Source organism: Motilimonas eburnea, from assembly GCF_021295345.1.
GTDB classification, from domain to species: Bacteria; Pseudomonadota; Gammaproteobacteria; order Enterobacterales; family CBDFNC01; genus Motilimonas; species Motilimonas eburnea.
Map to the genome: position 1 here is coordinate 47,793 of NZ_JAIMJB010000021.1, position 25,812 is coordinate 73,604.

The 25,812-nt window shown below is 46.2% G+C and carries 19 protein-coding genes and 1 pseudogene; 9 read left to right on the forward strand and 11 right to left on the reverse strand.

The window, feature by feature from the left end; genetic code table 11:
• Positions 1–17: 17 nt before the first annotated feature.
• Positions 18–2,066, forward strand: a complete 2,049-nt coding sequence (locus K6Y21_RS17685; protein WP_233073205.1) for a M4 family metallopeptidase — start codon at positions 18–20, stop codon at positions 2,064–2,066.
• Between the two features lie 253 nt (positions 2,067–2,319).
• Here K6Y21_RS17685 and pflB read toward each other — a convergent pair whose 3' ends face one another.
• The 3 genes from pflB to K6Y21_RS17700 form a co-directional block, all read right to left on the reverse strand.
• Positions 2,320–4,605: a formate C-acetyltransferase gene (gene pflB, locus K6Y21_RS17690; protein ID WP_233073206.1), complete on the reverse strand. Its 2,286-nt coding sequence runs from the start codon at positions 4,603–4,605 to the stop codon at positions 2,320–2,322.
• Positions 4,606–5,345: 740 nt separating this feature from the next.
• The gene (gene ycaO / locus K6Y21_RS17695) at positions 5,346–7,139 is read right to left on the reverse strand and encodes a 30S ribosomal protein S12 methylthiotransferase accessory factor YcaO (protein ID WP_233073207.1); all 1,794 of its coding nucleotides are present in this window, start codon (positions 7,137–7,139) and stop codon (positions 5,346–5,348) included.
• A 352-nt stretch (positions 7,140–7,491) separates the two neighbouring features.
• Entirely contained in the window at positions 7,492–7,665 is a 174-nt protein-coding gene (locus K6Y21_RS17700) for a hypothetical protein (protein ID WP_233073208.1), read from the reverse strand.
• A 304-nt stretch (positions 7,666–7,969) separates the two neighbouring features.
• Between K6Y21_RS17700 and K6Y21_RS17705 the strand changes: the two genes are divergently transcribed.
• Positions 7,970–8,434 (forward strand): YehS family protein, encoded by a 465-nt coding sequence (locus K6Y21_RS17705; protein WP_233073209.1) that lies wholly within the window; start codon positions 7,970–7,972, stop codon positions 8,432–8,434.
• A gap of 67 nt (positions 8,435–8,501) precedes the next feature.
• Here K6Y21_RS17705 and aqpZ read toward each other — a convergent pair whose 3' ends face one another.
• Both aqpZ and K6Y21_RS17715 read right to left on the reverse strand, forming a co-directional pair.
• A complete protein-coding gene (gene aqpZ, locus K6Y21_RS17710; protein ID WP_233073210.1) occupies positions 8,502–9,200 on the reverse strand; it encodes an aquaporin Z in 699 nt (232 codons plus the stop codon).
• A gap of 223 nt (positions 9,201–9,423) precedes the next feature.
• Entirely contained in the window at positions 9,424–9,714 is a 291-nt protein-coding gene (locus K6Y21_RS17715; protein WP_233073211.1) for a DUF1244 domain-containing protein, read from the reverse strand.
• 87 nt (positions 9,715–9,801) lie between these two features.
• Here K6Y21_RS17715 and K6Y21_RS17720 point away from each other — a divergent pair, with 87 nt between their 5' ends.
• Positions 9,802–10,299: a hypothetical protein gene (locus tag K6Y21_RS17720; protein ID WP_233073212.1), complete on the forward strand. Its 498-nt coding sequence runs from the start codon at positions 9,802–9,804 to the stop codon at positions 10,297–10,299.
• A 123-nt stretch (positions 10,300–10,422) separates the two neighbouring features.
• Here the strand turns inward: K6Y21_RS17720 and K6Y21_RS21435 are convergent, their stop codons facing one another.
• A complete protein-coding gene (locus tag K6Y21_RS21435; protein ID WP_349629511.1) occupies positions 10,423–11,055 on the reverse strand; it encodes a carbohydrate-binding protein in 633 nt (210 codons plus the stop codon).
• Positions 11,053–12,486, reverse strand: a pseudogene (locus K6Y21_RS17730) (chitinase); the annotation flags it as partial. The gene K6Y21_RS21435 and the pseudogene K6Y21_RS17730, both read right to left, overlap by 3 nt.
• A 635-nt stretch (positions 12,487–13,121) precedes the next feature.
• Between K6Y21_RS17730 and K6Y21_RS17735 the strand changes: the two are divergent.
• On the forward strand, positions 13,122–15,047 hold the full coding sequence (locus K6Y21_RS17735) for a methyl-accepting chemotaxis protein (RefSeq protein ID WP_233073213.1): 1,926 nt from the start codon (positions 13,122–13,124) through the stop codon (positions 15,045–15,047).
• 22 nt (positions 15,048–15,069) lie between these two features.
• Here the strand turns inward: K6Y21_RS17735 and K6Y21_RS17740 are convergent, their stop codons facing one another.
• The 3 genes from K6Y21_RS17740 to bamJ form a co-directional block, all read right to left on the reverse strand.
• On the reverse strand, positions 15,070–16,539 hold the full coding sequence (locus K6Y21_RS17740) for an SLC13 family permease (RefSeq protein ID WP_233073214.1): 1,470 nt from the start codon (positions 16,537–16,539) through the stop codon (positions 15,070–15,072).
• Between the two features lie 111 nt (positions 16,540–16,650).
• Positions 16,651–18,909, reverse strand: a complete 2,259-nt coding sequence (locus K6Y21_RS17745; protein ID WP_233073215.1) for an arginine/lysine/ornithine decarboxylase — start codon at positions 18,907–18,909, stop codon at positions 16,651–16,653.
• 162 nt (positions 18,910–19,071) lie between these two features.
• Positions 19,072–19,554: a BamJ family beta-barrel-assembly machinery protein gene (gene bamJ / locus K6Y21_RS17750; protein ID WP_233073216.1), complete on the reverse strand. Its 483-nt coding sequence runs from the start codon at positions 19,552–19,554 to the stop codon at positions 19,072–19,074.
• 197 nt (positions 19,555–19,751) lie between these two features.
• On the opposite strand from bamJ, the gene K6Y21_RS17755 reads away from it, so the two are divergent.
• The gene (locus K6Y21_RS17755) at positions 19,752–20,567 is read left to right on the forward strand and encodes a substrate-binding periplasmic protein (RefSeq protein WP_233073217.1); all 816 of its coding nucleotides are present in this window, start codon (positions 19,752–19,754) and stop codon (positions 20,565–20,567) included.
• 103 nt (positions 20,568–20,670) lie between these two features.
• Complete coding sequence (locus K6Y21_RS17760) at positions 20,671–21,402, forward strand: dienelactone hydrolase family protein (RefSeq protein WP_233073218.1); 732 nt, start codon at positions 20,671–20,673, stop codon at positions 21,400–21,402.
• Positions 21,403–21,484: 82 nt separating this feature from the next.
• Here K6Y21_RS17760 and K6Y21_RS21440 read toward each other — a convergent pair whose 3' ends face one another.
• Entirely contained in the window at positions 21,485–22,795 is a 1,311-nt protein-coding gene (locus K6Y21_RS21440) for an amino acid deaminase (protein WP_233073219.1), read from the reverse strand.
• A 210-nt stretch (positions 22,796–23,005) separates the two neighbouring features.
• Here K6Y21_RS21440 and K6Y21_RS17770 point away from each other — a divergent pair, with 210 nt between their 5' ends.
• From K6Y21_RS17770 to K6Y21_RS17780, 3 genes are read left to right on the forward strand one after another with little or no spacing between them, the layout of a single operon-like run.
• Positions 23,006–23,872 (forward strand): MurR/RpiR family transcriptional regulator, encoded by an 867-nt coding sequence (locus K6Y21_RS17770; protein ID WP_233073220.1) that lies wholly within the window; start codon positions 23,006–23,008, stop codon positions 23,870–23,872.
• Positions 23,873–23,874: 2 nt separating this feature from the next.
• Complete coding sequence (locus tag K6Y21_RS17775; RefSeq protein WP_233073221.1) at positions 23,875–25,368, forward strand: N-acyl-D-amino-acid deacylase family protein; 1,494 nt, start codon at positions 23,875–23,877, stop codon at positions 25,366–25,368.
• Positions 25,369–25,392: 24 nt separating this feature from the next.
• Positions 25,393–25,779 (forward strand): RidA family protein, encoded by a 387-nt coding sequence (locus K6Y21_RS17780; RefSeq protein WP_233073222.1) that lies wholly within the window; start codon positions 25,393–25,395, stop codon positions 25,777–25,779.
• The last annotated feature ends 33 nt before the right edge of the window (positions 25,780–25,812 follow it).

The window sequence follows — 25,812 nt, forward strand, 5'->3', positions numbered from 1 at the left end:
TAAAGGAAGACAGGATAATGTTTAAATTGAAAGGAAGCGTCATAGCTGTTGCCGCTGCGTTAATCGCCAGCCCGACTTTTTCGGCTGAAGTAGTCGAATTGAGCCTCGACGACGTAAACAGTCTTGGTATCGTAGGTAGCCCTCAAGCTCTGAGTTTAGGCATACTGGCAGAGCCAAATGGATTTAGTGTGTCTGAGCAAAGTCATCGTGTGCAACACGGCGAACTGCATCAGACGTTGCAACAATATTATCAAGGTGTCCCTATCTTAGGGGGGGATATTGTATTACTTAAAAATGAGCAAACGGACAAATTTACCTACGTTGCGGGCAGTGTCGTTAAAAATATTGAAGACGATGTTAAATCTGTCACGCCATTAATTAGTGTGCGAGATATTGAAGCTTTAGCAAAACAAATTATTGCGCGCGATGAAGGTACCTCTCTTGAACACGTTAAACAAGAACAGCCAACCGATCTTTATATTTACGCCAGTGAATCGGGTAAAGCGCACTTAGCCTATTTATTTTTTGGCTTTGTTGATGTGAATGCCGTTAAAGCACCTGTGTTGATCATGGATGCCAATACTGGAGAGGTATTAGAGCAATACAATAATATCCCTCATGCCAAAGCAACTGGGGAAGGCGGAAATGAAAGACGTGGAATTATCAATTATGGTGAAGGAGAGTGGGATCATCTGAACGTCACTAAATCGGGTACTCGTTGTACTTTAGAAAACCAACATGTGCGGATCGTCAATCTCAATAATCGTGCTGATTATACGACTACCTCTCCGGCTTACCCATACAATTGTGTCGATTCCGACAACCGCTTTGATGAAACTGATGTGAATGGCGCTTACGGCGTGGGCAGTGAGGCTTTGTACAATGGCACTAAGCATGTAGAGATGTTTCGCGAGTGGTATGCTACCGCGGCGTTACCATCTAAGTTAATCATGCGAGTGCACTTTGGCAATACAGATAAAGATGCAAACAATGCATTTTGGTATCAGGGCAAAATGAGTTTTGGTGACGGCGGCTCTCGGTTCCATCCATTTACGAGTGTTTCGGTGGTTGGTCACGAAGTGGCCCACGGTTTTACTGAAAATCATTCGGGGTTAGTTTATAAAAATCAATCTGGCGGTTTGAATGAATCATTTTCTGATATGGCGGGCATGGCATTAAAGGAATACATTTACGGCCATGCTGATTTCATTATGGGCAATGAAATCTACAAAAATTCGGGCTTTATGCGTAGCATGAAAAACCCGACGTCTGACGGGCGCTCTATTGATCATGTATCGAAATACACCACAGGCATGGATCCCCATCACTCCTCAGGTGTTTTTAATAAGGTCTTTTACAACTTAGCAACGACACCGGGCTGGAACGTAAGATATGCATTTGAAGTGTTTTTACGTGCGAATGAGCGTCGTCTATGGACTTCTAATGCAACGTATCAACAAGCCGCTGATGGCGCCTGTCGTGCGGCAGCTGATTTAGGTTGGGATGGTAATGACATTGCCGCAGCGCTGAGTGATGTTGGTTTATCATCAAGCTATTGCCGTAGCGGTAATAAGCCAGTGGGCGGCGTTACTCCCTCGGTTGAGCCGACGATAGCACCAACCATCGCACCTACCACAGAACCAACGATTGCGCCTACACCTGATCCATTACCAGGCGGCGCTTGGAACCCTCAAAAGATATACCTTGCCGGTGATAGAGTGTCACACCAAGGTAAGGTCTATGTATCACTGTGGTGGAACCAAGGTCAAGAGCCCGGAACGGCACAATGGGGACCGTGGGATTTAGTGGATGGTGGCACCGATCCAACTCCACAACCGACTATTGATCCAACGGTAGCTCCGACGGTTGAGCCAAGTGTTACCCCTACCAGCGAACCAGATGGAAGCTGTAGTGGTGTTGGTGCTTGGAGCCCGAACCAGTCGTATTCCCTAGGCGATCATGTTGTCTACTCCGGCAATCGTTACGAGGCGATTTGGTGGAGTACCAATGTCCAGCCAACGGATCGGTCAGCTTGGAATATTTGGAAAAAAATAGGCGGCTGTTAATCAGTTAAATACTGATAAATGAATGATAAAGGAGCCACATTGGCTCCTTTAATATATCACTGAGCACCGTCTCCTTACCCTTGGGAACCCGCGACAGAAAAGATGAGTTATCAATGGCAGGGTTACCCATCAAATGATTAGATGAATTTAGTGAACTTAACGAGAGTTAGGTACAACAAAAAAGCCACCTGAAGTCAGGTGGCTTGATGCGCTTAACTACAGCCCGCTAAGCAGGCTGTCTGCTATAAAGCTATTATAGCGAGCTAGTAAAGGTACGTGTGATTACGTCGTTTTGCTGCTCTTTCGTTAGCGAGTTAAAACGTACTGCGTAGCCAGATACACGGATAGTCAATTGTGGGTACTTATCCGGGTTTTCCATTGCATCGAGTAGCATTTCACGGTTCATTACGTTTACATTCAAGTGCTGACCACCTTCTAAATCAGGGGTGTGCTTGAAGTAACCGTCCATTAGACCCGCTAGGTTAGCGCGCTGTGAGTTATCGTCTTTACCTAGTGCATTTGGCACGATAGAGAAGGTGTAAGAGATACCATCTTGTGCGTAAGCAAACGGCAATTTAGAAACCGAAGTTAATGATGCAACCGCACCTTTTTCGTCACGACCGTGCATTGGGTTAGCACCTGGCGCAAATGGCGTACCTGCGCGGCGACCGTCAGGTGTGTTACCTGTTTTCTTACCGTATACCACGTTAGACGTGATAGTTAGGATAGATTGAGTCGCACGAGCGTTGCGGTACATTGGACGCGCTTTGATTTTCTTCATGAAGCTTTCAACAAGCTCACATGCGATGTCATCAACGCGTGCATCGTTGTTACCAAATTTCGGATAGTCGCCTTCGATTTCAAAGTCAACTGCGATGCCGTCTTCGTCACGAACCGGCTTCACTTTTGCGTACTTAATGGCCGCGAGTGAGTCAGCCGCGATAGATAGACCTGCGATACCACATGCCATGGTGCGAGAAACGTCGCGATCATGCAGTGCCATCAGTGCCGCTTCGTAGCTGTACTTGTCGTGCATGTAGTGGATACAGTTAAGGGCTGTGACGTATTGCTCAGCTAACCAATCCATAAAGTGGTCTAGGTTGGCGTACACTTCATCAAAGTTAAGCACTTCAGAAGTAATCGCTGGGATAGACTTAGGACCTACTTGCAGTTTTAGCTTCTCATCTACACCGCCGTTGATGGCGTAAAGTAGTGTTTTAGCTAGGTTGGCACGAGCGCCGAAGAACTGCATTTGTTTACCCACGATCATTGGTGATACACAACATGCAATAGCGTAGTCATCGTTGTCAAAGTCTGCACGCATCAAGTCGTCGTTTTCGTACTGGATAGATGACGTATCGATAGATACTTTCGCACAGTACTGCTTGAAGTTAGCAGGTAGGTTTTCTGACCAAAGTACAGTGATGTTTGGCTCAGGCGATGGACCCATGGTGTACTGAGTGTTTAGGAAACGGAATGCGTTCTTTGTTACCAAAGTACGGCCATCTGTACCCATACCACCGATAGACTCGGTTGCCCAGATTGGGTCACCAGAGAATAGCGTGTCGTATTCTGGCGTACGTAGGAAACGAACCATACGTAGTTTCATTACTAGGTGGTCGATTAGCTCTTGCGCATCAGATTCAGTAATTTTACCCGCTTGTAGGTCACGCTCGATGTATACGTCTAGGAAAGTCGCGGTACGACCGAAAGACATTGCAGCACCGTTTTGTGATTTAACTGCAGCTAGGTAGCCGAAGTAAGTCCACTGGATTGCTTCTTGTGCGGTCGTTGCTGGGTTAGAAATATCGTAACCGTATTTTGCCGCCATTTCTTTCATTTGGCCTAGGGCACGGTATTGTTCGAAGATTTCTTCACGTAGCTTGATAGTGTCTTCTAGTTTAGTTCCTGCTACTAGCTCAGCTTCTAATGATTTGTGCTGTTTTGCCTTGTCAGCCATTAGGAAGTCGATACCGTATAGGGCAACGCGGCGGTAGTCACCGATGATACGGCCACGGCCGTATGCATCAGGTAAACCTGTGAGTACGCCTGACTTACGACATTTCATGATGTCGCCAGTGTAAACGTCAAATACACCTTGGTTGTGGGTTTTACGGTAGTCGGTGTAGATTTTCTTCACTTCTGGGTCTAGTTCGCGATCGTAAGCAGCAATCCCGCCTTCAACCATACGAATACCACCGTTAGGGATAATCGCGCGTTTTAGTGGTGCTTCAGTTTGTAGACCTACGATGGTTTCTAGGTCTTTGTTAACGTAACCTGCATCGTGAGAAACGATAGTAGAAATAACAGACGTGTCGAAATCAACCGGTGCGTGGGTTCTGTTTTCTTGCTTGATGCCTTCCATTACCTTTTCCCAAAGGGCGTCGGTTGCTGGTGTTGCGCCAGCTAAGAAAGAATCATCACCTTCATAAGGGGTGTAGTTCTTTTGGATAAAGTCACGCACGTTTACCTCTGTTTGCCAGTCACCTGCGGTGAAGCCAGCCCAAGCTTGGGTAAATTGCTCTTTTTGATCTGCCATAACGGTATTCCTACTGTATGTTACTCATTATTCTTCGATGAGAAAAAGTCGTTTCTCATCAACCTTGATTCTTACCATGTTTACTTTTTCATCAAAATAATCTGCTAATTGGCTTACCCATGGTTGTAAGCACTGATTATTTTGTTGTTATTTTTTTACCACCTATTATTTATATCTAGACTAATCGACCTAAGTTGTATTTACCAGTACTAGTTTTCGTTACTTAACGGAGTGCTAAGTAGGGGTTAACCCCGACTGCTTGCAGGTATGCAAAATAGGGCTGTTACAGAACTTAATTAACTGATTAATAAATAGATTCGTCTTAAGGGATAGATTACAAACAGGGGTGGAAAAAACGCGAGGTGAAACGATTCGGTTAGGGAATGCTTGGGGTAAAAAAACAACCTCGAGATCCAGCATTGTTGGCTTAAATAGCATCACTGTTCTCCTCCTCACCTTCGCGTTTCATTTTCTCTAAAACAAAATATAGCAGACGAGAAAAGGCCAAAAATTGATCGTGATCAGTTATATTGGGTTTGTTTTTGTAATTTTACTACATTTTGTAATTTTGTCGTGTGGTAAGGATATTGCAAAAAAAGTGTACAGATACTTTTGAGTTAGCCCCTTGGGCTTAGTGTTGTTAAGGGCAGGTGGGATAAATTGTCGTGCTGTCTAAGCTGAAGATAACACAACAAAAGCAACCCTTGTCGTTGCTTTTGTTGTTATTGACCGAAAGTTAATTACAGTTTGTGGGATTTTCTAGCGTGTTTCCCTTTTGCTAACTGCAGTTTTTCGTAGGCCGCCATTAATTTATGATGTAGCGGCTGGTTAATTAATTTGTCACTGATTTCACTTAAGCCATTGTCGCTATGGGTTTGATCAATCAAGCCAAATACTTGCTCCACTCGTTGTGCACCATACATGCGCTTAAATACGCCTAGGTACTGTTTGCGCTTACGATCTTCATCGAGTTCCAGTTGCAGTGCTTGGTTTAGACAATCATAAAAGCGTTGGCGATCGGCGCTTAAGGTGGATTGACCGTAATCAGCGGTCCACTGTGCCCATTCTTGCGCCTCATCTAGCTCGCCTAAGGTTAGCAGTAATAAAGCCCGCAGCTCACCCACGCGCAAGGTTTTCCATGGATTACCAGCAGGGAAGGCAAGGCCAATTAACTCAAAAAGCCGCTCTTGTTCGCTGTAGTCTTGTTCGTCTAAATAAGCCAGAACCTTGGCGGCTTGTTTTTGGTTAGACCAATCTTTAGCCAGTTTAAACATGAGTTTGCGCAGTTTGTTACCGCCCGAGTTGTTACGCCAAACCAAATCTTCTACCGGGTAGATTTCGGATAAGCCTGGCGCTAACACACGACAAGAATACACATTTAAATGTTCGTAATCGGCAATGTAAACGGGTTGTTCTAGCTCATCAAACGCGGCGATGAGGGCTGCAAACTCTTCTGGTGAGCTGCCTTCAATATTCCAGTGTACAAAATCAAAATCGGCTTTTTTCTTAAATAAATCCCAAGAGATCAAGCCAGCACTGTCGATAAAGTGAGTTTCTAAGTTGTGATGATCCGCAACCTCTTCGTTATCAAAGGTTGGCGGGTAAAATACGTCGAGGTCTTTTAAGCTTCGCCCTTGGAGTAATTCGGTTACGGTACGCTCAAAGGCCACTTCGAATTTAGGGTGAGCACCAAAGGAGGCAAAACAAGTGCCGTTGTTGGGGTTTAGCAGCACCACACAAATCACCGGATACTTGCCACCTAGCGAAGCGTCATAGCTATAGATAGGAAAGCCTTCAGCTTCTAATTTATCAATCGATGCCTTGATGCCAGGGTATTGGGCAATAACCTTAGCTGGAATTTCAGGCAAGCTGATGCCATCGGCGATGATCTTATTTTTCACGCTGCGTTCAAACAGCTCAGACAGAGCTTGAACGCGGGCTTCGGTTTTGGTGTTGCCCGCCGACATACCGTTACTGACGTAAAGGTTGCCAACGATATTCATCGGGATGTAAACCGTGGCTTGGTTATCTTGGCGGGTAAAGGGCAGGGCACAAATACCGCGTTTGCTATTACCTGAGTTAAAGTCCACTAAATGCTTGGCTGTTAGTTCCCCTTGTGGATTGTAATGCTCCAGTAGATACTCATCCAATATGCCTTCGGGCAGAGAGTTATCTTGGGTTAATGGAAACCATTTTTCATTGGGGTAATGGACAAAATCGCCTTTGGCGACCTGTTTGCCGAGGTAAAAGTCAGCCCAAAAGTAGTTACAGCTTAAGCGCTCAAAAAATTCACCTAGCGCACTGGCCAAGGCCGCTTTTTTGCTTGCGCCTTTACCATTGGTAAAACACAAAGGGCAGTCTTTGTCGCGGATATGCACCGACCAAACATTGGGGACTGGGTTAAGCCAAGAGGCTTCTTCAATGTCAAAACCAAAGCGTTTAAGCTTGGCTTGCATGGATTCGATGGAGTCTTCTAAGGCAGCATCTTTACCCGTAATAAAGGTTAATGCAGAGTTGGTTTCAATGGGCGACATAGCGGTTCCGTTAATTTGGCACTAAACACAGGCCGCTAGAATATCATAATGCTAAGCAGGGTGAAGGGATATCGTGCGAGGGTATTGGGATTTAGCGGGGAGGGGGGCTGTTTGAGCTAAGTTTGAATCTTGCCTGTTCTAGATGTGGCTAAGGGGCAAGGCATAAGCCATCCCCCTCAAAATCAGCTAAATAGTATTTATTTAGCTTTTTTTAGCTGCTTAGCCAGCTTTTTCAGTTTTTTCTCTTGCTTTTCAATCTTCGCTTGACGGGCTTTGATTTCTTTTTTGATTTGCTTAGCTTTTGCCATGGTTATGGTTCCTTTTTAGATTGGATTCAGGCTTTTTAGGGGGACTAATTGTTATCCTCCCCTTGTTTTGCCAAAAATTGACGTATAAAACGGCGAATTTCTCGAGCGGCGCTGGTGTCGAGCTCTTCACATAAGCTGACGAATTGATCGCGCTCAGTGCTATTAATTCGGATCACCAATTGACTGTCTTTCTTCTTCACTTTTTTGGTATCTAGCATAAAGATAAACCTATGATAGCTAATGAATTAGCGCATAAAGTAACCTGAAGTAAAGATAGTCGTTATGCCTATCTCTGGTACATCGCCTGTATATACATTAATCACCTTAATGGAGTGATAAAGCGATATCAAGCCAAAATAAAAATTTAATAAAACTGTAATATATATGAAGTGATGATGACATGCTTTTAGTAGCTTCGGTCTCTTTCAAACGTTTACAAAGCAGCCTCAAGCAAATGCGATGCGGTATCGATAAAGCTCACTGTTTATGGTAATTTAGCCGGCCTAATTTACGGAGTTTTATATGATCCACAATCTTGTCTTACGTCGCCTGCGTTACGCATTAAATTTAAAAGAAGCTGATATGCAACAGATCTTTGCGCTAGCCGGACACAAAATTAAACCGTTTTCGATTAGCTGCTTGTTAAAAAAAGAGGACGAACAAGGCTATGTGGAGTGCACTGATGCGGTACTAGAAAAGTTCTTAGACGGCTTAATCATTCAACGTCGCGGCCCACGTGAAGGCGCTGCCCCAGCCCCTGCAGCGAGAATGAATAACAACTTAATTTTAAAGAAAATTCGTATTGCTCTCGAGCTTAAAGAAGATGATTTACTGACCATCATGGACAAGGCGGGCTTTGGCATGTCAAGGCCAGAGATGAGTGCGCTATTTCGCAAATACAATTCACGCAACTATAAGCCATGTGGCGACCAATTACTGCGTAACTTCTTACACGGCATTTGCCAGCATTTACGGCCTAACAAATAAGCCGAGGGTTACCCCTTGTTTCAATCTCGCCAACGGCAGGCTTAGCTGGCGAGATCCCCATTCGGATTTAGTTATTGTCTGGTGCTAACCAGCGATAAACAATCCCAGCCAAGATAGCGCCAACAATCGGTGCCACCCAAAATAGCCATAATTGAGATACCGCCCAATCGCCGACAAACAGTGCAGGGCCAGTGCTACGGGCAGGGTTAACCGACGTATTCGTGACAGGAATGCTCACTAAATGGATCAGCGTTAATGCAAGGCCAATTGGAATACCTGCGAAACCAGCTGGCGCCAATTTGTGGGTCGCTCCTAAAATAACGATTAAAAAGCCAAACGTCATCACTATTTCGGTGACTAAGGCGGCTGTTAAGCTATAGCCGCCCGGTGAGTGTTCGCCGTAACCATTACTGGCAAAACCGCCGCTTAAATCAAAGCCAGCTTGACCACTGGCAATCACATACAAAATAGCGGCACCTGCAATGGCACCTGCTACCTGTGCGAGAATATATGGGCCAAGCTCTTTGGCTGAGAAACGACCGCCTGCCCATAAACCAAATGATACGGCTGGGTTTAAATGACAACCCGATATATGGCCAATCGCAAACGCCATGGTTAAAACTGTTAAGCCAAACGCCAGTGACACTCCAAGTAGGCCGATACCCACTTCAGGAAAAGCGGCGGCTAACACTGCACTACCACAACCACCTAATACCAACCAAAGCGTACCGATAAATTCGGCCGCCATTTTTTTAGAAAGATCCATTTTTTAACCTCATATCGATTAAGCACCTGCCTGATTTTGTTTTTATAAAGTATTGATGTTTTGTGTTAAGAGCAAGTTAAATATGGGAAAAAATGTACATTTTTCTTTTATATATTGTGGGACTGGGTGTTTGTAGCGGAAATGATTTTTTCAAATATGTCTTTTGTTTATATAGGGCGGCAAGTAAGACTGGCATTAAGGCCAGTCCAAAGGTGTGGCACTTTTATTTCTTTTTAGCATTAAAAGCAGCGAGTTGCGCCTCTGTAGCGGGTAATTGATGCTGCTCTTTCCATTGTGAGTAAGGCATTTTGTAAATCCACTCTCGCGCCTGGTCGTCGCTAAGCTCGACGTCCCTGGCTTGCGCTTCTGCTGCTAACCATTTACTCAAACAATTACGGCAAAAGTCGGCGGTGATCATCAGATCGATATTCTGAACTTCCTTATGCTGATCTAAATGATCCAATAAGCGACGAAATGCGGCCGCCTCTAATTCTGTTTTAGTGGATAAATCCATGTGGTGCTCCATAATATTTGTTAAAGCTTAGGTTATCTTGGCCGATAACCTGATTACCCCAAATTGTGATGACGGTAACTCTAGTCCATGATAATTACGCCCCGAGCCTCAGCCCCAGATACGTACCTAGCTTACGCTAGCCCATCGGATTTGCCAAACAAACAGAAAACAGACAAGCAAGTTGGTCAAAGCGCGAGTCCATCTGCTAAAACAGCCGATGCAACCAGCTCATCACCAGTACAACAGTCGGTACAAGGGACAAGCAGTCGCTCAGATTCGTTGACACTTTCTGAAGAAGCCAAGGCCAGGTTACGAGAGGATCAACAAAGTAAACAAGGCGCGACTGAACGATTAAAAGATCAAATGTTGAGCAAACGTCAGCAAGAGTTAAGTAAAGGCAATAAAACCAACGAACAAGTGAAGCAAGAGCAAATTCAAGCAACAAAAGACGAAATTAAAAAAGTGAAAGAAGCCTTGCAAAAGCTTCAACATAAAGAAGGGGAAATGGTTGAGAAGCAACGGGATCAGCTTAACTTAGCTTTAGTGCAATTGAATACGCAGCTACTAGAGTTAATGCGCAGCTAAATAGGGTCGTCATCACGTTTGCGGTCATAATTGTGCATAAAGAAATATAGAATAATAAGGGAGCCGATTGGCTCCCTTATTATTTATACCGTCGTCACTTAAACAGTGTTAGTTAAGCTTCGATTACTGCTTCTTCCACACGCCCCATGGGCCAGTGGTTTCTGGGTTCTCACCACGTGTCCACCATTGAGCAGTGTAAGTCACACCGTTTACTTTCACAGTATCGCCAGTGTTGTAGATGGTGTTTTTGTTCCACGTTGTGTCACCAGTTTGTGGTGGTTGAGTTGGCTCAACTGTTGGTTCAGCTGTTGGCTCAACTGTTGGTGCAACTGTTGGCTCAGCTGTTGGTGCAACCGTTGGCTCAGCGGTAGGAGCAGTTGTTCCGCCACATGAGATCTCTTTCCAGAACCAGTTAGTTGCCGTTGGAGACTCCCAAACGCCAGGGTTGTTTTGAGCTACAAAACATTTACCTAAGTAAGTGACTTGATCGCCATTGCTTACCTTAGTTTTACCCGGTTGCCATTGGATGAAGTCACCCGATGGTGGCTGAGTTGGCTCAGCCGTTGGTACTGGCGTAGGCTCAGCAGTTGGTACTGGTGTTGGCTCAGCCGTTGGTACTGGCGTAGGCTCAGCAGTTGGTACTGGTGTTGGCTCAGCCGTTGGTACTGGCGTAGGCTCAGCAGTTGGTACTGGTGTAGGCTCAGCCGTTGGTACTGGTGTAGGCTCAGCCGTTGGTTCAACACCTGGGCCTTGGATTAGCTTCCATGGGCCACCGTTACTAGGCTCATCGCCTTGGGTGTACCATTTCGCTTCATAAATGCTGCCACCAAACGATACTTTTTCGCCGCCTTTATAAACCTTGTTGGCTTCCCAGAATGGAACGCCGCCTACAGGTGGTTGGCTTGGCTCTGGTGTCACGTCAATCTTGTCAACCACGCGCACTTCTGGCCAGTTTTGATGTGATTCATAGAAGTTAGTCACACACTTCTCGTAATCACCCGGTACGAGCGCAGAGTAAGCCGTTTGGAAACCAACTAGCTCACATTCAAATGAGAAGTTACCTGGGCGATCAGGGTAGTATTTCCAGTTACCATCCCAGTTAGTGTAAAGCACGTCGGTTGCGCCGTTTAGGTTTAAGCTACCGTACGGAAGTTGTTGGTAACAGGTGTTCTTCTCGTCGGCTTCGATTGGAATTTGGTAATGCTCAGATAACCCTTCCCAGTAACGAATACGGTTAACTGGCTGACCTTTGTTTTTGTTTTGCTCACCACATTCAATGCCGCCGTTAATCACGTTGATGGTAGTACCAAAACCGTAACCAATGCCTGCGTCGATTTCACGTTGTGACGGTACCCAAGTACGGTCGATAACGTGCAGCATAGCTGGCTTGGGTGCTTGCGGTGTTAGGAAGAACCAAATAGCAGAAGCTAGGTTTAACCAAGAATCAGCCACTAGACCTGGGTTATCAAGTAGTACGGTTGCATCACCGTCGTACATCACTTCAGAGAAGGCGCCGTAGTTGAAGTGGTAAGAAAGCTGTTTCGCACCACGGCCAAAGTAACCTTGACCAGCAGCACATGGCCAGCGTTTGTTTTGCCAATCGTTTTGACCACAACCTGTGGTGTAACCCGCTTGGCCTTCAGACCAGCCCATTTCACGAACGTGTACTAGCGCTTGTTGCCACTCTTCTAAACCTAGTGGGTTATCCCATAGGTTATCTTTAGCGATGTGGCCGCCCGTTTCTTGTGAGAAGTGAGCAAATGCGGTGATGATAGATTTTTTACAGATGGCATCTGAATCACGGCCATCGGTGTATTCGCCACAAAATGCGGGGAATTTACCAATTGCACGTAGGAAACGAGTGTAAGTGTATTCGGGTGCGGCCATGGCTGTTAGGAAGTCCCACTCAGCCAGTGGGAAAACACGCTCAACGCGTTTTACGTTTTCTGGGTTTGAAGCCAGACCGGGCTCGATAGCTTCAACGATAGTATTTGAGCGAGTACGTAATGCTTGTGCCCACACGTCATACATCGGATTTTGCGTCTTAGCGTCTTCAGCCGCTTGGATTTCAGCCTTAGATACGATGTAGCCAGTTGGGTTGAGTGGATCGGGCTGTGGGTTCATTGCAAAACTGTTTGCTGCAATACCACAACCAACCATTACGGTCAGTAGCTTTAATTTAAACATGGTATGTCCTTATAAGTTTACCTAAAAAGGTAAGTTCCATTGCAAGCGTGCTTAGGTAATCCAAGCATAAGCCTTATTAGGCAAGGTGATGGTCGTGCAGCAGGACAGATTGGTGGACAAACCAGCGGTATAACGCGATTGCATATAAAGCGCATGGCAGTATTAAGCCTATCCTTGCTTACATTTGAAACCAGCAATCATCCTGAGAGCTTGGTAACGGTTCCATTTTCTTGCTTAATAGACCAAATATAGATGTTGTCACCATCTTGGTGCAATCTGAATTGTGCCTGAGTTTGAGCTAGATCCAATTTAGGGGCAATATTGATTGAGATTTATGATTTTTACATATCAACTTTTAGTAATATCCACTCAATTAGCTCATTTTGGCAGCAAATATCACTGTTGTGAGGCATCTCTGTTCATTTCCATGAGCCGATTGCTTAAATCATCAAATGCTTTAATTATTGGCATCTTTAGCTATCTTTAAGATAAATGGAAACAGTGATGTAAAGATTAGCTAAATACTGTGAATAATTTACTTTTATATCAGTATTTGCGATTAATTTGCCAGGGGAATAAAGGTATTCTATGCCTCTGAACCTTTTCGCCATTTAGCCATAATGGAATGCTCAACTATGCTAACAAAAATCAAGCAGTCATTATTACTGCAAGTCATTCTCGCTGTGTTTATTCTTGTTGCGATGCAAACCTTCTTTTCGATTTCATTTACTGAAAGTCGGGTCTCAAGTTTGGTCGGTGAGCTGCAGCAAAAGTTAAATGAATCCTCGCAGATGCTTGATAGTGAATTAAGTGAAGCGCGCCAAGAGAGCCAACATGCCCTTGAAGCGATGGCGCAAAACACCCACCAAGCCTTGAGCCTTAGTTTAAAACAGCAGCTGAATGAAAAGCAGAAAAACATGACGGTGTTGCTTGATCACAATGCGAAGGCCAGTGCTGATGGCATGGCCACGATGCTGGCGTCGATCTCTCCGCAAGCCATTTTAGATCGTGACATGCCAAAATTAACGGAGCTTGTGCGGGCGGCGCATCAAAACAGCAGTGTGGTGTTCGCCACTTTTTATGATGATAAAGGACGCTACCTAACCCGTTATTTAAACAATGCAAATCCATTAGTGGCGCAATTGATCAAACAAGGTAAAGGGCAGCGACGGATGGAAAAGCTGCTAAATGGTGCGCAAACCAATGACAATATCTACCTAGCCCAAACTGAGATCGATCATGAGGGCCGTAATTTGGGTAAATTAATCATCGCGTTAGACAAAACCCAGCAAAACCAGATGATTGAGAAAACAGAAGTTGAATTCAAACAGCTCATTAGCGACAGTGCCCAGCAAGTTGAACAGATCATCAGTGAACAATCTCAGGTTAACCAAAACAAACTCGCTGCCAGTTTTAAAGAAGTGAATGACAGTAACGCGCAATTGATCAGAGAGATCGACAGCGAAATGAGTCGTGCCTCGAGCGCGTTAGTCCTTAATCTGACTTGGGTGATGTTGGCGTTAGGGTTCGTGATGCTGGTGGCATTATCTTTCATTATCATCAACCGCATTTTGGCCAAGGTGAAAGTGCTGACCAAGGCGTTAGGCGAACTTGCCAAAGGCGGCGGTGACTTAACCCAGCAAATAAATATTAACAGTGAAGATGAAATTGGCTTGATGGCGAAAAGCGTAAATCAATTTTTGGCCAAAACCCGCAATTTGATCATCAATGCTAACCAAGCGGCAGACAATACCACACGCCAAGTCAACACCATGATGCAAAGTAGCAATGAAGTGGACCAAGCCGTACATCGTCAAAAGCAAGAAATTGCCCAAGTGAGCCAAGCCATGGCCGAGGTGACTCGGGCCATTGAACAAGAGAGCGTGAGCATTCAAGCGGCACTTGAAAATATCGACAGCGTGAAATCCGACTCTCAAGACAGTGGTGTGATAGCGGAGCAAGTCACCAAGCAAATCAACATGCTCGTTAGTAAGGTGGAACAAGCCAATCAGCGGGTGATGAAATTTGATGAGCTGAGCGTACAAATTGGCAGCGTGTTAGATGTGATCCAAGGCATTGCCGAGCAAACCAACTTGTTGGCTTTAAATGCTGCGATAGAAGCCGCTCGTGCTGGCGAAAGTGGCCGTGGCTTTGCGGTGGTAGCCGACGAAGTACGCGCACTGGCCAGTAAAACCCGCGAATCAACGGAAGAGATTCAATCGAGCATTGAGCGCTTGCAAAATGAATCGAAAGGCCTAGTGACTGTGATTGAAGCGGCGGCCACCGATGCCAAGCAAAGCATGGATGAAATCGGTCGCTCCGATGCCATTCAACATAGTTTGCGTCATGCCATCCAAGGTCTCTATGACATGATCAACTCCATCGCTGCCATGGCCGAAGAGCAAACGGCCGTGGCGAATGATGTTAACGCCAGTACCGAGCGAATGAATGATGAATCTGAGCAATCCTTGTTGGCCGTGGCTCGTTCTAGTGAGGTGATTGCGCAGTTACAAACCCTATCGTCGGATCTCAAGCAAACCATGTCAGCGTTTAAGGTTTAGTTTACATAACGTGTTTGCCTGATCAGGATGCCAGTAGCGCTGGCATGATCGTCACCGTTACTAATGTGATAAGAAGGATGGCCACTAAATTGAGGAATAAGCCGGCCTTTACCATGTCGCTTATCTTTAATTCTCCAGAGCCAAACACAATGGCATTAGGTGGCGTGGCGACAGGCATCATGAAGGCACAGCTTGCCGCTAGGGCACCAGGTACGACCCAAGATAAAGGGCTGCCCGTGAATGTAACGGCGACAGGCCCTAGTAAGGGTAAAAAGCCAGCCGCGGTAGCACTGTTACTGGTGATTTCGGTAAGGAAGGTAATCGCAGCGGTAACCAATAATATACCAATAATCAGATTGACCGTTGTTAATTGCTTCATGTACGTCGCAATATAATCAGCGAGGCCCGATGTTTGCACCTGTACGGCTAACGCTAGGCCTCCGCCAAATAACAGCAATACGCCCCAAGGAACTTTTTGCGCTGTTTGCCAATCGAGGATCCGCTCATCAGTGTCTGGATTGGCAGGCAAAATAAATAAGGCTAAGGCTGCCATTAAAGCGATACTGGTGTCGGAAATGTTTAAGCCGCTCAGTTGACTAAGATAAGGGCGCAATAGCCAACCTGATGCTGTAAAAATAAATACCCAAAGCACTCTATGTTCAGCCCGTGACATCGGGCCAAGCATGTTAAGCTGTTGAGAAAGCAATGACTTCCCAGAAACGGTCGGGCAGTTGTTCACTTTAAAATGGATGTGAGCAAGCCAGAACCAAGCACACAATAGCAGCAGGCAAGAGAGGGGAAAGCCAACTTGCATCCACTGTGCAAAACCAAGCTGTATATCAAAATTTTCAGCTAAATATGCCGCCATCAAGGCGTTGGGTGGTGTGCCAATTAAGGTGGCGATACCGCCGATACTGGCAGAATATGCAATCCCTAATAGCATCGCCTTAGCATATACATCATCGGCTGCATCCTTCGTTTTCACCATATTGATTATGGATAATGCAATGGGCAGCATCATGACCGCAGTAGCTGTGTTGGACATCCACATAGATAAAAAGGCGGTAATCAGCATCATGGCCAATAGCTGCTGGCTGGGTGTGTTACTGGCCAAAAGGAGTGTTTTTAGGGCAATGCGTTTATGCAGTTGCCATTTTTCCATGGCTAAAGACAGTAGAAACCCGCCTAAAAACAAGAAGATTAATGGATGGGCATAAGCGGGGGCCGTGTTGCTTAAAGGCGCGATACCAGCAAATGGCACCATGATTAAGGGGAGCAATGATGTGGCTGGGATCGGGATCACTTCACTGACCCACCAAGTTGCCATCCAAAGCACAAGGCCAGCGGTGCGCCATGCCGCGGGTGAGAGCTCTGCAATTGGCGGTTGACAAAGTAATGTCAGTAACATAAACGCGGGACCAATGAGGAACGCGGGCCAGAAACTGAGCCATTTAGGTAATGGTGAGGGGCTTTGTTTACTTAGTAATGCCATCACGTCCCCCAGACAGGGTTGTTGCTACTTAAAGTGTACAACATGCCTGCCTATTACGGGGGGAAGTGAGCTTTATTTTTTCATCAGAAAGAACAAGTTGAGTTGAAACATTTAAGCTAGCGCCACATCGACGTAATATTGGCCGCGGCCGTTCACTTCTTCGCGCACCAGACCATGAACATAGGTTTCAAACCCTGGGAACTGATCGTTAAATTCACGAATAAACTTGAGGTAATGAATAATGGTCGGATTAAATCGCTCACCCGGCACCATTAATGGGATCCCCGGTGGGTAAGGCGTGACCATCATAGCGGTCACCCGGCCATCTAACTCATCTATGGTGACGCGCTCTACTTCTCGATGCGCCATTTTGCGCCACGCTTCACTTGGCAACATGGCTGGGCTGATATCGGAAATATACATGTCGGTGGTGACTTTAGAGATGTTGTTACATTGATACATGGTATGAATTTGTTGGCACAAATCCTTAAGGCCCACTTTTTCATAGCAAGGGTATTGCTCAACAAACTCGGGCATCAGTCGCCACAGTGGTAAGTTCTGATCATAGTCATCTTTAAATTGCTGCAGCTCGGTGACCATGGAATTCCAGCGGCCTTTGGTAATGCCGATGGTGAACATAATAAAGAAAGAATACAGACCGGTTTTTTCCACTACAATGCCATGCTCGGCAAGGTATTTAGTTAATACCACGGCTGGGATCCCCGTGGTTTCAAACTCCCCTTGGCTGTTTAAACCGGGATTGACTATGGTGGCTTTAATGGGGTCTAGCATATTAAAGCCGGCCTCTATGTCACCGAAATTGTGCCAGTTATCTCGTTTATCGATTAACCAGTCTTCGCGCTGACCTATGCCCTCAGGGGGTAAGTCTTGTGGCCCCCAGACCTGAAACCACCAGTCATGTTCACCAAATTCATCATCCACTTTGCGCATGGCGCGGCGAAAATCCACCGCTTCCATGATCGACTCTTCAACAAGGGCTTGGCCACCGGGCTGCTCCATCATGGCCGCGGCAATGTCACAAGACGCAATAATGGAATATTGTGGGCTGGTGGAGGAGTGCATCAAGTAGGATTCATTAAATTGATGGCTATTGAGCTGCCTATTTTTGGCATCTTGTACCAAAATTTGTGACGCTTGAGAAATCCCCGCCAACAGTTTATGAGTTGATTGGGTCGCAAACACCAGCGCATCATTGGCGCGAGGGCGTTCAATGCCGCCAATGGCATGCATGTCCTGATAAAACCCATGGAATGCGGCGTGGGGTAACCAAGCTTCATCAAAGTGTAAGGTGTCGATATAGCTACCTAAGGTGTCTTTTATCTGCTCAACATTGTAAAGCACACCATCATAGGTACTTTGGGTGATGGTTAAAATGCGCGGCGTTTTGTCTTTGGCCTGACTGGCGATAGGGTGAGCGGCGATTTTGGCCTTGATCGCCTCAGGGCAAAATTCAGACTTAGGAATAGGACCGATAATGCCATAGTGATTACGGGTCGGCATCAGGAAAATAGGTATCGCTCCTGTCATGATAATGGCGTGCAAAATCGACTTATGGCAATTTCTATCCACGATCACTATATCTCCGGCGGCCACGGTGGAATGCCAGACAATTTTGTTGGACGTCGAGGTGCCATTGGTGACAAAAAACAAATGATCGGCGTTAAAAATACGCGCCGCATTTTGCTCACTTTTGGCTACCGGCCCCGTGTGATCGAGCAGTTGGCCTAGTTCATCCACCGAGCTAGAGACATCGGCTCGCAGCATGTTTTCACCAAAAAACTGATGGAACATTTGTCCAACCGGACTTTTCAAAAACGCCACGCCACCTGAGTGGCCGGGGCTGTGCCAAGAATAGGAGCCATCTGCAGCATAATTCATCAAGGCTTTAAAAAACGGCGGCGCTAAGCCATCTAGGTATTTCTTGGCTTCACGTATGATGTATTTAGCTACAAAGTCCGCAGTGTCTTCGAACATATGAATAAAACCGTGCAGTTCGCGCAAAATATCGTTTGGAATATGTTGACTGGTGCGGGTTTCACCGTATAAAAAGATCGGAATATCGTTATTGCGCCGACGCACGCCCTTAATGAATTGGCGCAGATCCGTTAACGCGAGCTCCACTTCCTCGGCGCTGCCACTGCCAAACTCATCATCGTCAATCGACACAATAAAACAAGAGGCGCGGCTGGCTTGTTGGGCAAAAGCACTCAAATCGCCAAAGCTGGTAAAACCAACAATATCAAAACCTTGTTTGCCTATGGCTTCGGCTACATCGCGAATACCTGAGCCAGAAATATTCTCAGAGCGAAAGTCTTCATCAATAATGATGACGGGGAAATGAAAATGCATCGGTGGACCTTGATTCGTTTATTCGCTTTCGAGTATATACCCAATCAACCTTAAGAGGCAGGGATAGCGTGATTTATCGTGTTCAATTTAAAGAAAAAACAGGGTACAAGGTGGGAAATAAAGGGGGCAGTGAGGGCGGACGTCACTGCACCTGAGGGAGATTTAGTGCTTTGGATTTATCGCCAGTAACTCCACGTCGAAAATCAAGGTTGAGCCCGGAGGAATACTGCCCACGTTGCGATGCTGATAGCCTAAGGTACTCGGGATAAAAAAGCGCGCTTTTTCACCCACCACCATCATTTGCAAACCTTCGGTCCAACCACTGATCACTTGATTTAACCCAAAGGTAATGGGTTTGCCACGGTCGATTGAACTATCAAATACGGTGCCGTCAATTAAGGTGCCATGATAGTGCACTTTCACTTTATCAGAAGCGCTTGGGTGCTCAGTGCCTATGCCCTCTTTTAGTCTTAGGTATTGCAAACCCGAGTCAGTGACCACCACACCGGGTTCAAGGCGATTATTCTGTAAAAAGACTTCACCTTTGGCCATGTTTTCGACTGCGATTTCTTTGTTGTTGCTATTTCGTACAAAGTAAAACGCAATGAACCCTATGATGGCGACGGCAACGATAAACTTAAACACATTTGATTCCTAGTTAGTTGTTTCAGGTTATTTTAATCAGCTTTGACGGGCTTGCCCAGTAGATTTACGCCATCGATTGCGACAGGTTTGATCAATATTTGACTGATAGCAGTACGGATAAAGTGGAGAAAAGATAATACCTAACTAGCATTAGTAACAATGATGTTCTTAAGTGCGATAGATGGATTATGCGAAAAATGAAGTTGTTAGTGAGTATATTCATGTTGGCTTGGTGTGCAAACTCAGCCGTTGGCGTTGCTTTGGCGAGCGAACAACCTTTGACGATTTGTCGTAACCTAGTGGTGACAGGTAATGCCGAGTATCCCCCCATTTTATGGCGCGATGCGGAGAACCCCGGCAAGCTGACTGGGGTGGCTGTTGAGCTGTTAGAGCTGGCATTGATGGACTCGGGGATCAGTATTGATGCCAGAGATCGCGGCAATTGGGCGAGGGCACAACAAGATGCTCGCCGGGGTGAAATCGACATGTTAGCCGGTGCTTTCATTACCGAGGAGCGCCAAACCTACATGGATTATATTCAACCCCAATTTACTGATGTGCCCAGTGTGGTTTGGGTTGCTAAGGGGAAAGAGTTTGATTATCAACATTGGCAAGATCTAAAAGGCAAAAGAGGCGGCACCCTGATCAATAATAGTTTTGGTCAAGATTTTGACCAGTATGCGAAGCAAAACCTTGAGATCCGCAACAGTGCGACGGCGGAAAGATCATTTACCATGTTATTGGCAGGGCGGTTTGATTATGCTTTATACGAGCTCTATCAAGGGCTGACTATTCTAGAATCCTCAGGCTTAAAGTCCAATATCACTCACCTGTCTAAGCCCGTCTCGGTTGAGGGGTTGTATTTTACCTTATCTAAAAAATCGGGTTGTAATACGCCCGCTTTAAGAGACTTTTTGAATCAAAGGGTGAAGCAATTAACAGAATTTAAAACCTTTGACACCTTATTTGAAAAACACATGGCGGTCTGGCTGCGTCAGCAGCCCAAGGTGTGAAGCCATCCGATGAAGTAACATTGACTAAGCGTGGAAAAGCGTGATCTTTTCCTTGTAGCGGCTCGTTATTATTTGAACTATTAGTTAAGGCGGATTGAAGAACATGAAATATTGTACTTTAGCAGCAGGATTACTGCTTTGCTCGCAAGTAATGGCTTCGCAAGTGGACTACCAAGTCAATGACGTGACTTACCAAGGGTATTATCAAAGCGCCAAAGGTGACAGCAAAGGGTTAGTCTTGTTGATCCACGACTGGGATGGCTTAACTGACTATGAGCAAAAGCGTACCCAAATGCTGGCAGAGCTAGGTTACGATACCTTTGCGGTGGATCTCTATGGCAAGGGTAATCGCCCCATTGAAATGGCAATGAAAAAACAAGAAACCGCTAAGCTATACAAAGACAGAGAAAAAATGCGTGAGCTGATTTTAGCTGGGTTAGATCAAGCTAAACAACACAGCAATGCAAAGCAAAGTGTTGTGATGGGCTATTGTTTTGGCGGCGCAGCCGTGCTTGAGTTAGCGCGCTCTGGCAAGGGGGATGGCATTAACGGATATGCCAGTTTTCATGGTGGCTTGCAAACCCCACGAGGGCAAAGTTACTCAGCCAATACCGCGCCCATCTTAATCGCCCATGGTGGTGCAGATAGCGCTATTCCAATGACAGATGTCGCCGCGCTGTCGGTTGAGCTAGAGCTAGCTAAGGTGCCCTATGAGATCCAAGTTTATTCGGGGGCTCCCCATGCCTTCACCGTGTTTGGTAGTGATCGCTATCAACAAGCCGCCGATGAGAAATCATGGGCGGCGTTGCTAACCTTCCTTGATAAACAGCTTTAGCAATAACAAAAAATTCACCCTCCTTGGTAAACCTTGCAAAGCAAAGCCATCACGCTCCTAACCTCAGGTAACTGAGGTTAGGTTAGAAATAAGTGCTAAGTAACTGGGTGACTTGATACTTATCATTTATTACAGCGATATGTTTCCATTTATCAAAAGTAAGGCAAGGGTGAGAGCTAGAAAAACCTATCATGTCGCCCACTGCAATATCTGCATCCGCTGGGCAAGTTAAATACGCGTGCTGATCCATCACCGCAGTGACTTCCCAGTCAGTCGGCGCTTGAGTGGGCATCGCGTCAGGCTGAGTTTGACGTGAGCTGGGTCGGTAATGTCGCTCGGGGATAGGTAAACCCGCATCGAATGCGACATCACGCTTGCCCATGCCAATAACGGCGAGACCGGGCTCGGGCACCGATTGCACATAAGCCCACACTTCTAGGCTAGATTGTAAGTCTCCGCCTAGATCACAAGCGATGGGATTACGTTTTATGATGGCATCTTGCGCTTCTAGGTATATACCTGTGTCATGGATAAGGTAACAACCCGGGCGGATCACGGCCAGCCAATGGCGGGGAAGGTTAGCTTGCGCAAAGGTACTGGCCACCACGTCATACCAAGCACTGCCGGCGCCGGTAATGATCGGAGCCGAGCTGCTAACGAGGCCATCTTCCTCAAGTTGCTGTAGTACATCAATGGCATTATTAATAAATGCACGAATGGTTTGTTCTGGCTGATCGCCTTGGATCACGCCTTCATAAAACTCTAATCCGGCAAAAGAAAGGCAAGGTGATTGCTTAATGACTTGCGCCAATTTCGTGATCTGCTCATTAGTACGGCAACCACATCGGCCGCCATTGACGCCGACTTCGATCAGCACATTTAATGGTCTGGCTTTATCGGCAAAAAAATCCTCAAGCTGTTTAATTTGGGCAACACTGTCGACCAGACAATAGAACTCAACATCGGGATCGGCAATGACATTGGCAATTAATTGCATGTTTTGTTTGCCCACTAATTGATTGGCCATAATAATGCGTTTAATGCCATTGAGGTAAGCAGCCATGACTTGTGAAGCGGTCGCCAGGGTGATTGCCCATGCACCCGCGTCGCGTTGCTGCTGAAATAGAGCAGGGGTCATGGTGGTTTTACCGTGGGGAGCTAACTTTACTTGATAACGGTCAGCAAAACGTTGCATCCAAGTTAGATTGTTGTCTATTTTGCTTTGATAGATCACCGCAACAGGTAAGCTCACATCTTCTTCAAGTAATTGCCATGGTAAATGACTGCTTTCACCTAACCCTTTGGTGATGCCCGATAAATGGGGTTGTGCCGCACAGGAGGGGGTGACATCAGGTTGTTGCTGGCTGTCTTTGTGATACTTAGTAACAAACACGGTGACCTCATATTTAGCTGGTTAATAATAAAGCGCTAAACGAATTTTTCATGCAAATAGCTTTTTCAACTATACTGCCGAAAAAAACATCGCACTTCTAGTCATTCATCTTAAAATGATAACTATCATGAATTGAATAAAAGTTTGATAGTTTCAAACATGCTAAGGTAATATAGGCGCGATATCTCTCTAGGGCTATAAGGAAAAGTCATGAATTATGAATTAGATATCGTATCAGTGATTAATGAATGCTTTAGCCAGTTACGTGATGCGGAAAAAAAGGTAGCCCAATTCGTCCTGTCTGATTTAGCGTTTGCCGCCAGTGCCAGCATTAGTCAACTAGCCGAAGGCGCCAATGTCAGCGAGGCCAGTATTACCCGTTTTGCACGCGCCGTAAATTGTCGCAATGTCAGGGATCTTAAGCTGAAAATAGCGCAATCATTGGCCATTGGCCAACGCTTTATCAGCGATGTGAATGTGGAGCCAACGGGGATTTCGGGTATTTATGATGGCATCAAATCCGCCCTTGACCTTAATAGTCAATTATTGACTCAAACTCAGGTAGACAACGCGGTTAACCTACTGAGTAAATCGAGACAAATCTTAATCTTTGGGGTGGGCGGCGGCTCGACCGCATTGGCTCAAGAATTACAATATCGCTTGTTTCGACTAGGGTACGCGGCAACGGCATACAGTGATCCCATGTTAATGCGCATGGCCAGTGCAACCTTAGACCCTAACGACGCGCTGATTTGCCTCTCTTCTGGCGGGTTTTCGCCGGATGTTTTGGCGGCGGTGAACATTGCAAAGCAACATCAAGTTCAAGTGATCGCCATCACGCAAAATAACACACCACTGGCTGATGCCATTGATGTATTGTTGCCGATCAGTACAGATGAAACCGATTTCATTTTTAAACCAACCGCTTCCCGCTATGTCATGATGGCTGCCATTGACGTATTGGTGACAGAATTAGCCATCAAACACAAACGTAAATCACGTGACAAGTTACGTAAAATCAAGTTGGTACTTGAACAACATCGCGGTGGTGTCGATCGCCAGCCTTTAGGAGATTGATCATGACAGCTGCGCGACAAGTGGTTAAAACAGCAGATGAAACACCCGCTAGGTTGACACAGGTCATACGAGATGTGCTGCTGGTTGATGGAACGGGCAAAGCAGGATACCGAGCGGATGTCATGATACAAGGTGAAAAAGTGGCAGCCATTGCACCGCCCAATAGCCTAGTGTCTGATGATGTCATTGACGGCCGCGGTTTGGTGCTTGCTCCTGGGTTTATTGATGTGCACACCCATGATGACACTAATGTCATTCGCGATCCCGATATGCTGTGTAAAATAAGCCAAGGAATAACCACAGTGATCGTGGGTAACTGCGGCATCAGTGCCAGTCCAGTTACGTTAGCCGCAGCGCCGCCTGATCCGATGAATTTACTCGGTGAACAAGCCGATTTTCAATACCCGCAATTTGCCGACTATGTGACCGCGGTTCAAAAGGCGCAACCTCGGGTTAATGTGGCTGCCTTAGTGGGGCACACGGCATTACGCAATAACCATATGACGGATTTGTATCAAACGGCTAATCAGCAACAAATTGATGCAATGCGCCAACAACTACGTCAAGCCATGGCACAAGGGGCGTTGGGATTAAGCTCAGGCTTAGCCTATGCCAGTGCCAACCAAGCCAGCACCGATGAAGTGAAAGCCTTGGTGAGTGAATTGGCTGAATTCAATGGCATTTATACCACCCACATGCGCACCGAGTTTGATGAGATCTTGGCTGCCATGGAGGAAGCCTTTAGCACGGCAGAGCATGGCAAAGTGCCACTGATCATTTCACACCTTAAGTGCGCCGGTGCAGCCAATTGGGGGCGCACGGTTGAAACCTTGGCTTACCTTGAGCATCAAGCAAGTCAACAGAAAGTGGCTTGCGACTGTTACCCTTACAGCGCCAGTTCATCCACATTGGATTTAAAGCAGGTGACCACTGACTTTGATATTTTCATCACTTGGTCTGATCCTGAGCCCCATCAGGCAGGGCGTTTGTTGGCTGAGATTGCCAACGATTGGCAAGTTGATTTGCTGACTGCGGCAAAGCGGCTTCAGCCTGCTGGCGCTGTGTATCACGGCTTACACCCCGATGATGTTAAACGGGTACTGAGTTATCCGCGCACCATGGTGGGATCAGACGGTTTACCCAATGATCCTCACCCACATCCACGTTTATGGGGCGCATTTCCACGCGTGTTAGGCCATTACTGTCGTGAGCAAAACTTATTTGATTTGCCCACCGCAATTCACAAGATGACAGGTTTAAGCGCACAAGAGTTTGGCTTAAACCAGCGCGGCGTGATTGAGGTTGGCCATTTTGCCGATTTAGTGTTGTTTGATGCTGATACCATTGCCGACCAGGCCACTTTCGCCGAGCCGATTCAGGCAGCGCACGGCGTAGTGCAAGTTTGGGTCAACGGTGTTTGCGCCTATCAAAATAAACAATTAACAGCGCAGCGGGCAGGACGGTTTTTGCCTCGCGCTGATGTATCTAGTCAATAGCAGTTTACTAAGTAAGGAGAGAGTATGACCATTAAACGTTATGGTGCAGAAGGCGGTACCGGTACCGGAGGGCAACATTTACCTTTTTCAAGTGCGGTTGAAGCGGGTGGCTTCTTGTATGTTTCTGGCCAAACGCCCATGAAAGAGGGTGAGGTAGTAGAAGGCGGTATTGTTGATCAATCGCGTTTAGCTATTCAGAACTGTTTGGATATCATGGCCAGTGCAGGGTATGAACTAAAAGACGTGGTGCATGTAAAGGTTGTACTGACTGACTCGCGTTATTTTCAGTCATTCAATAAGGTGTTTAAAGAGGTATTTGGCGAGCACCCACCTGCACGTATCTGCATGGTGTGTGACTTAGTGGTCGACGTCAAGGTCGAAGTGGACGTGACCTGCTATAAAGCGCCTTAACCCGCTCGCGTTCCTCTTAACCAAATGCTCTTT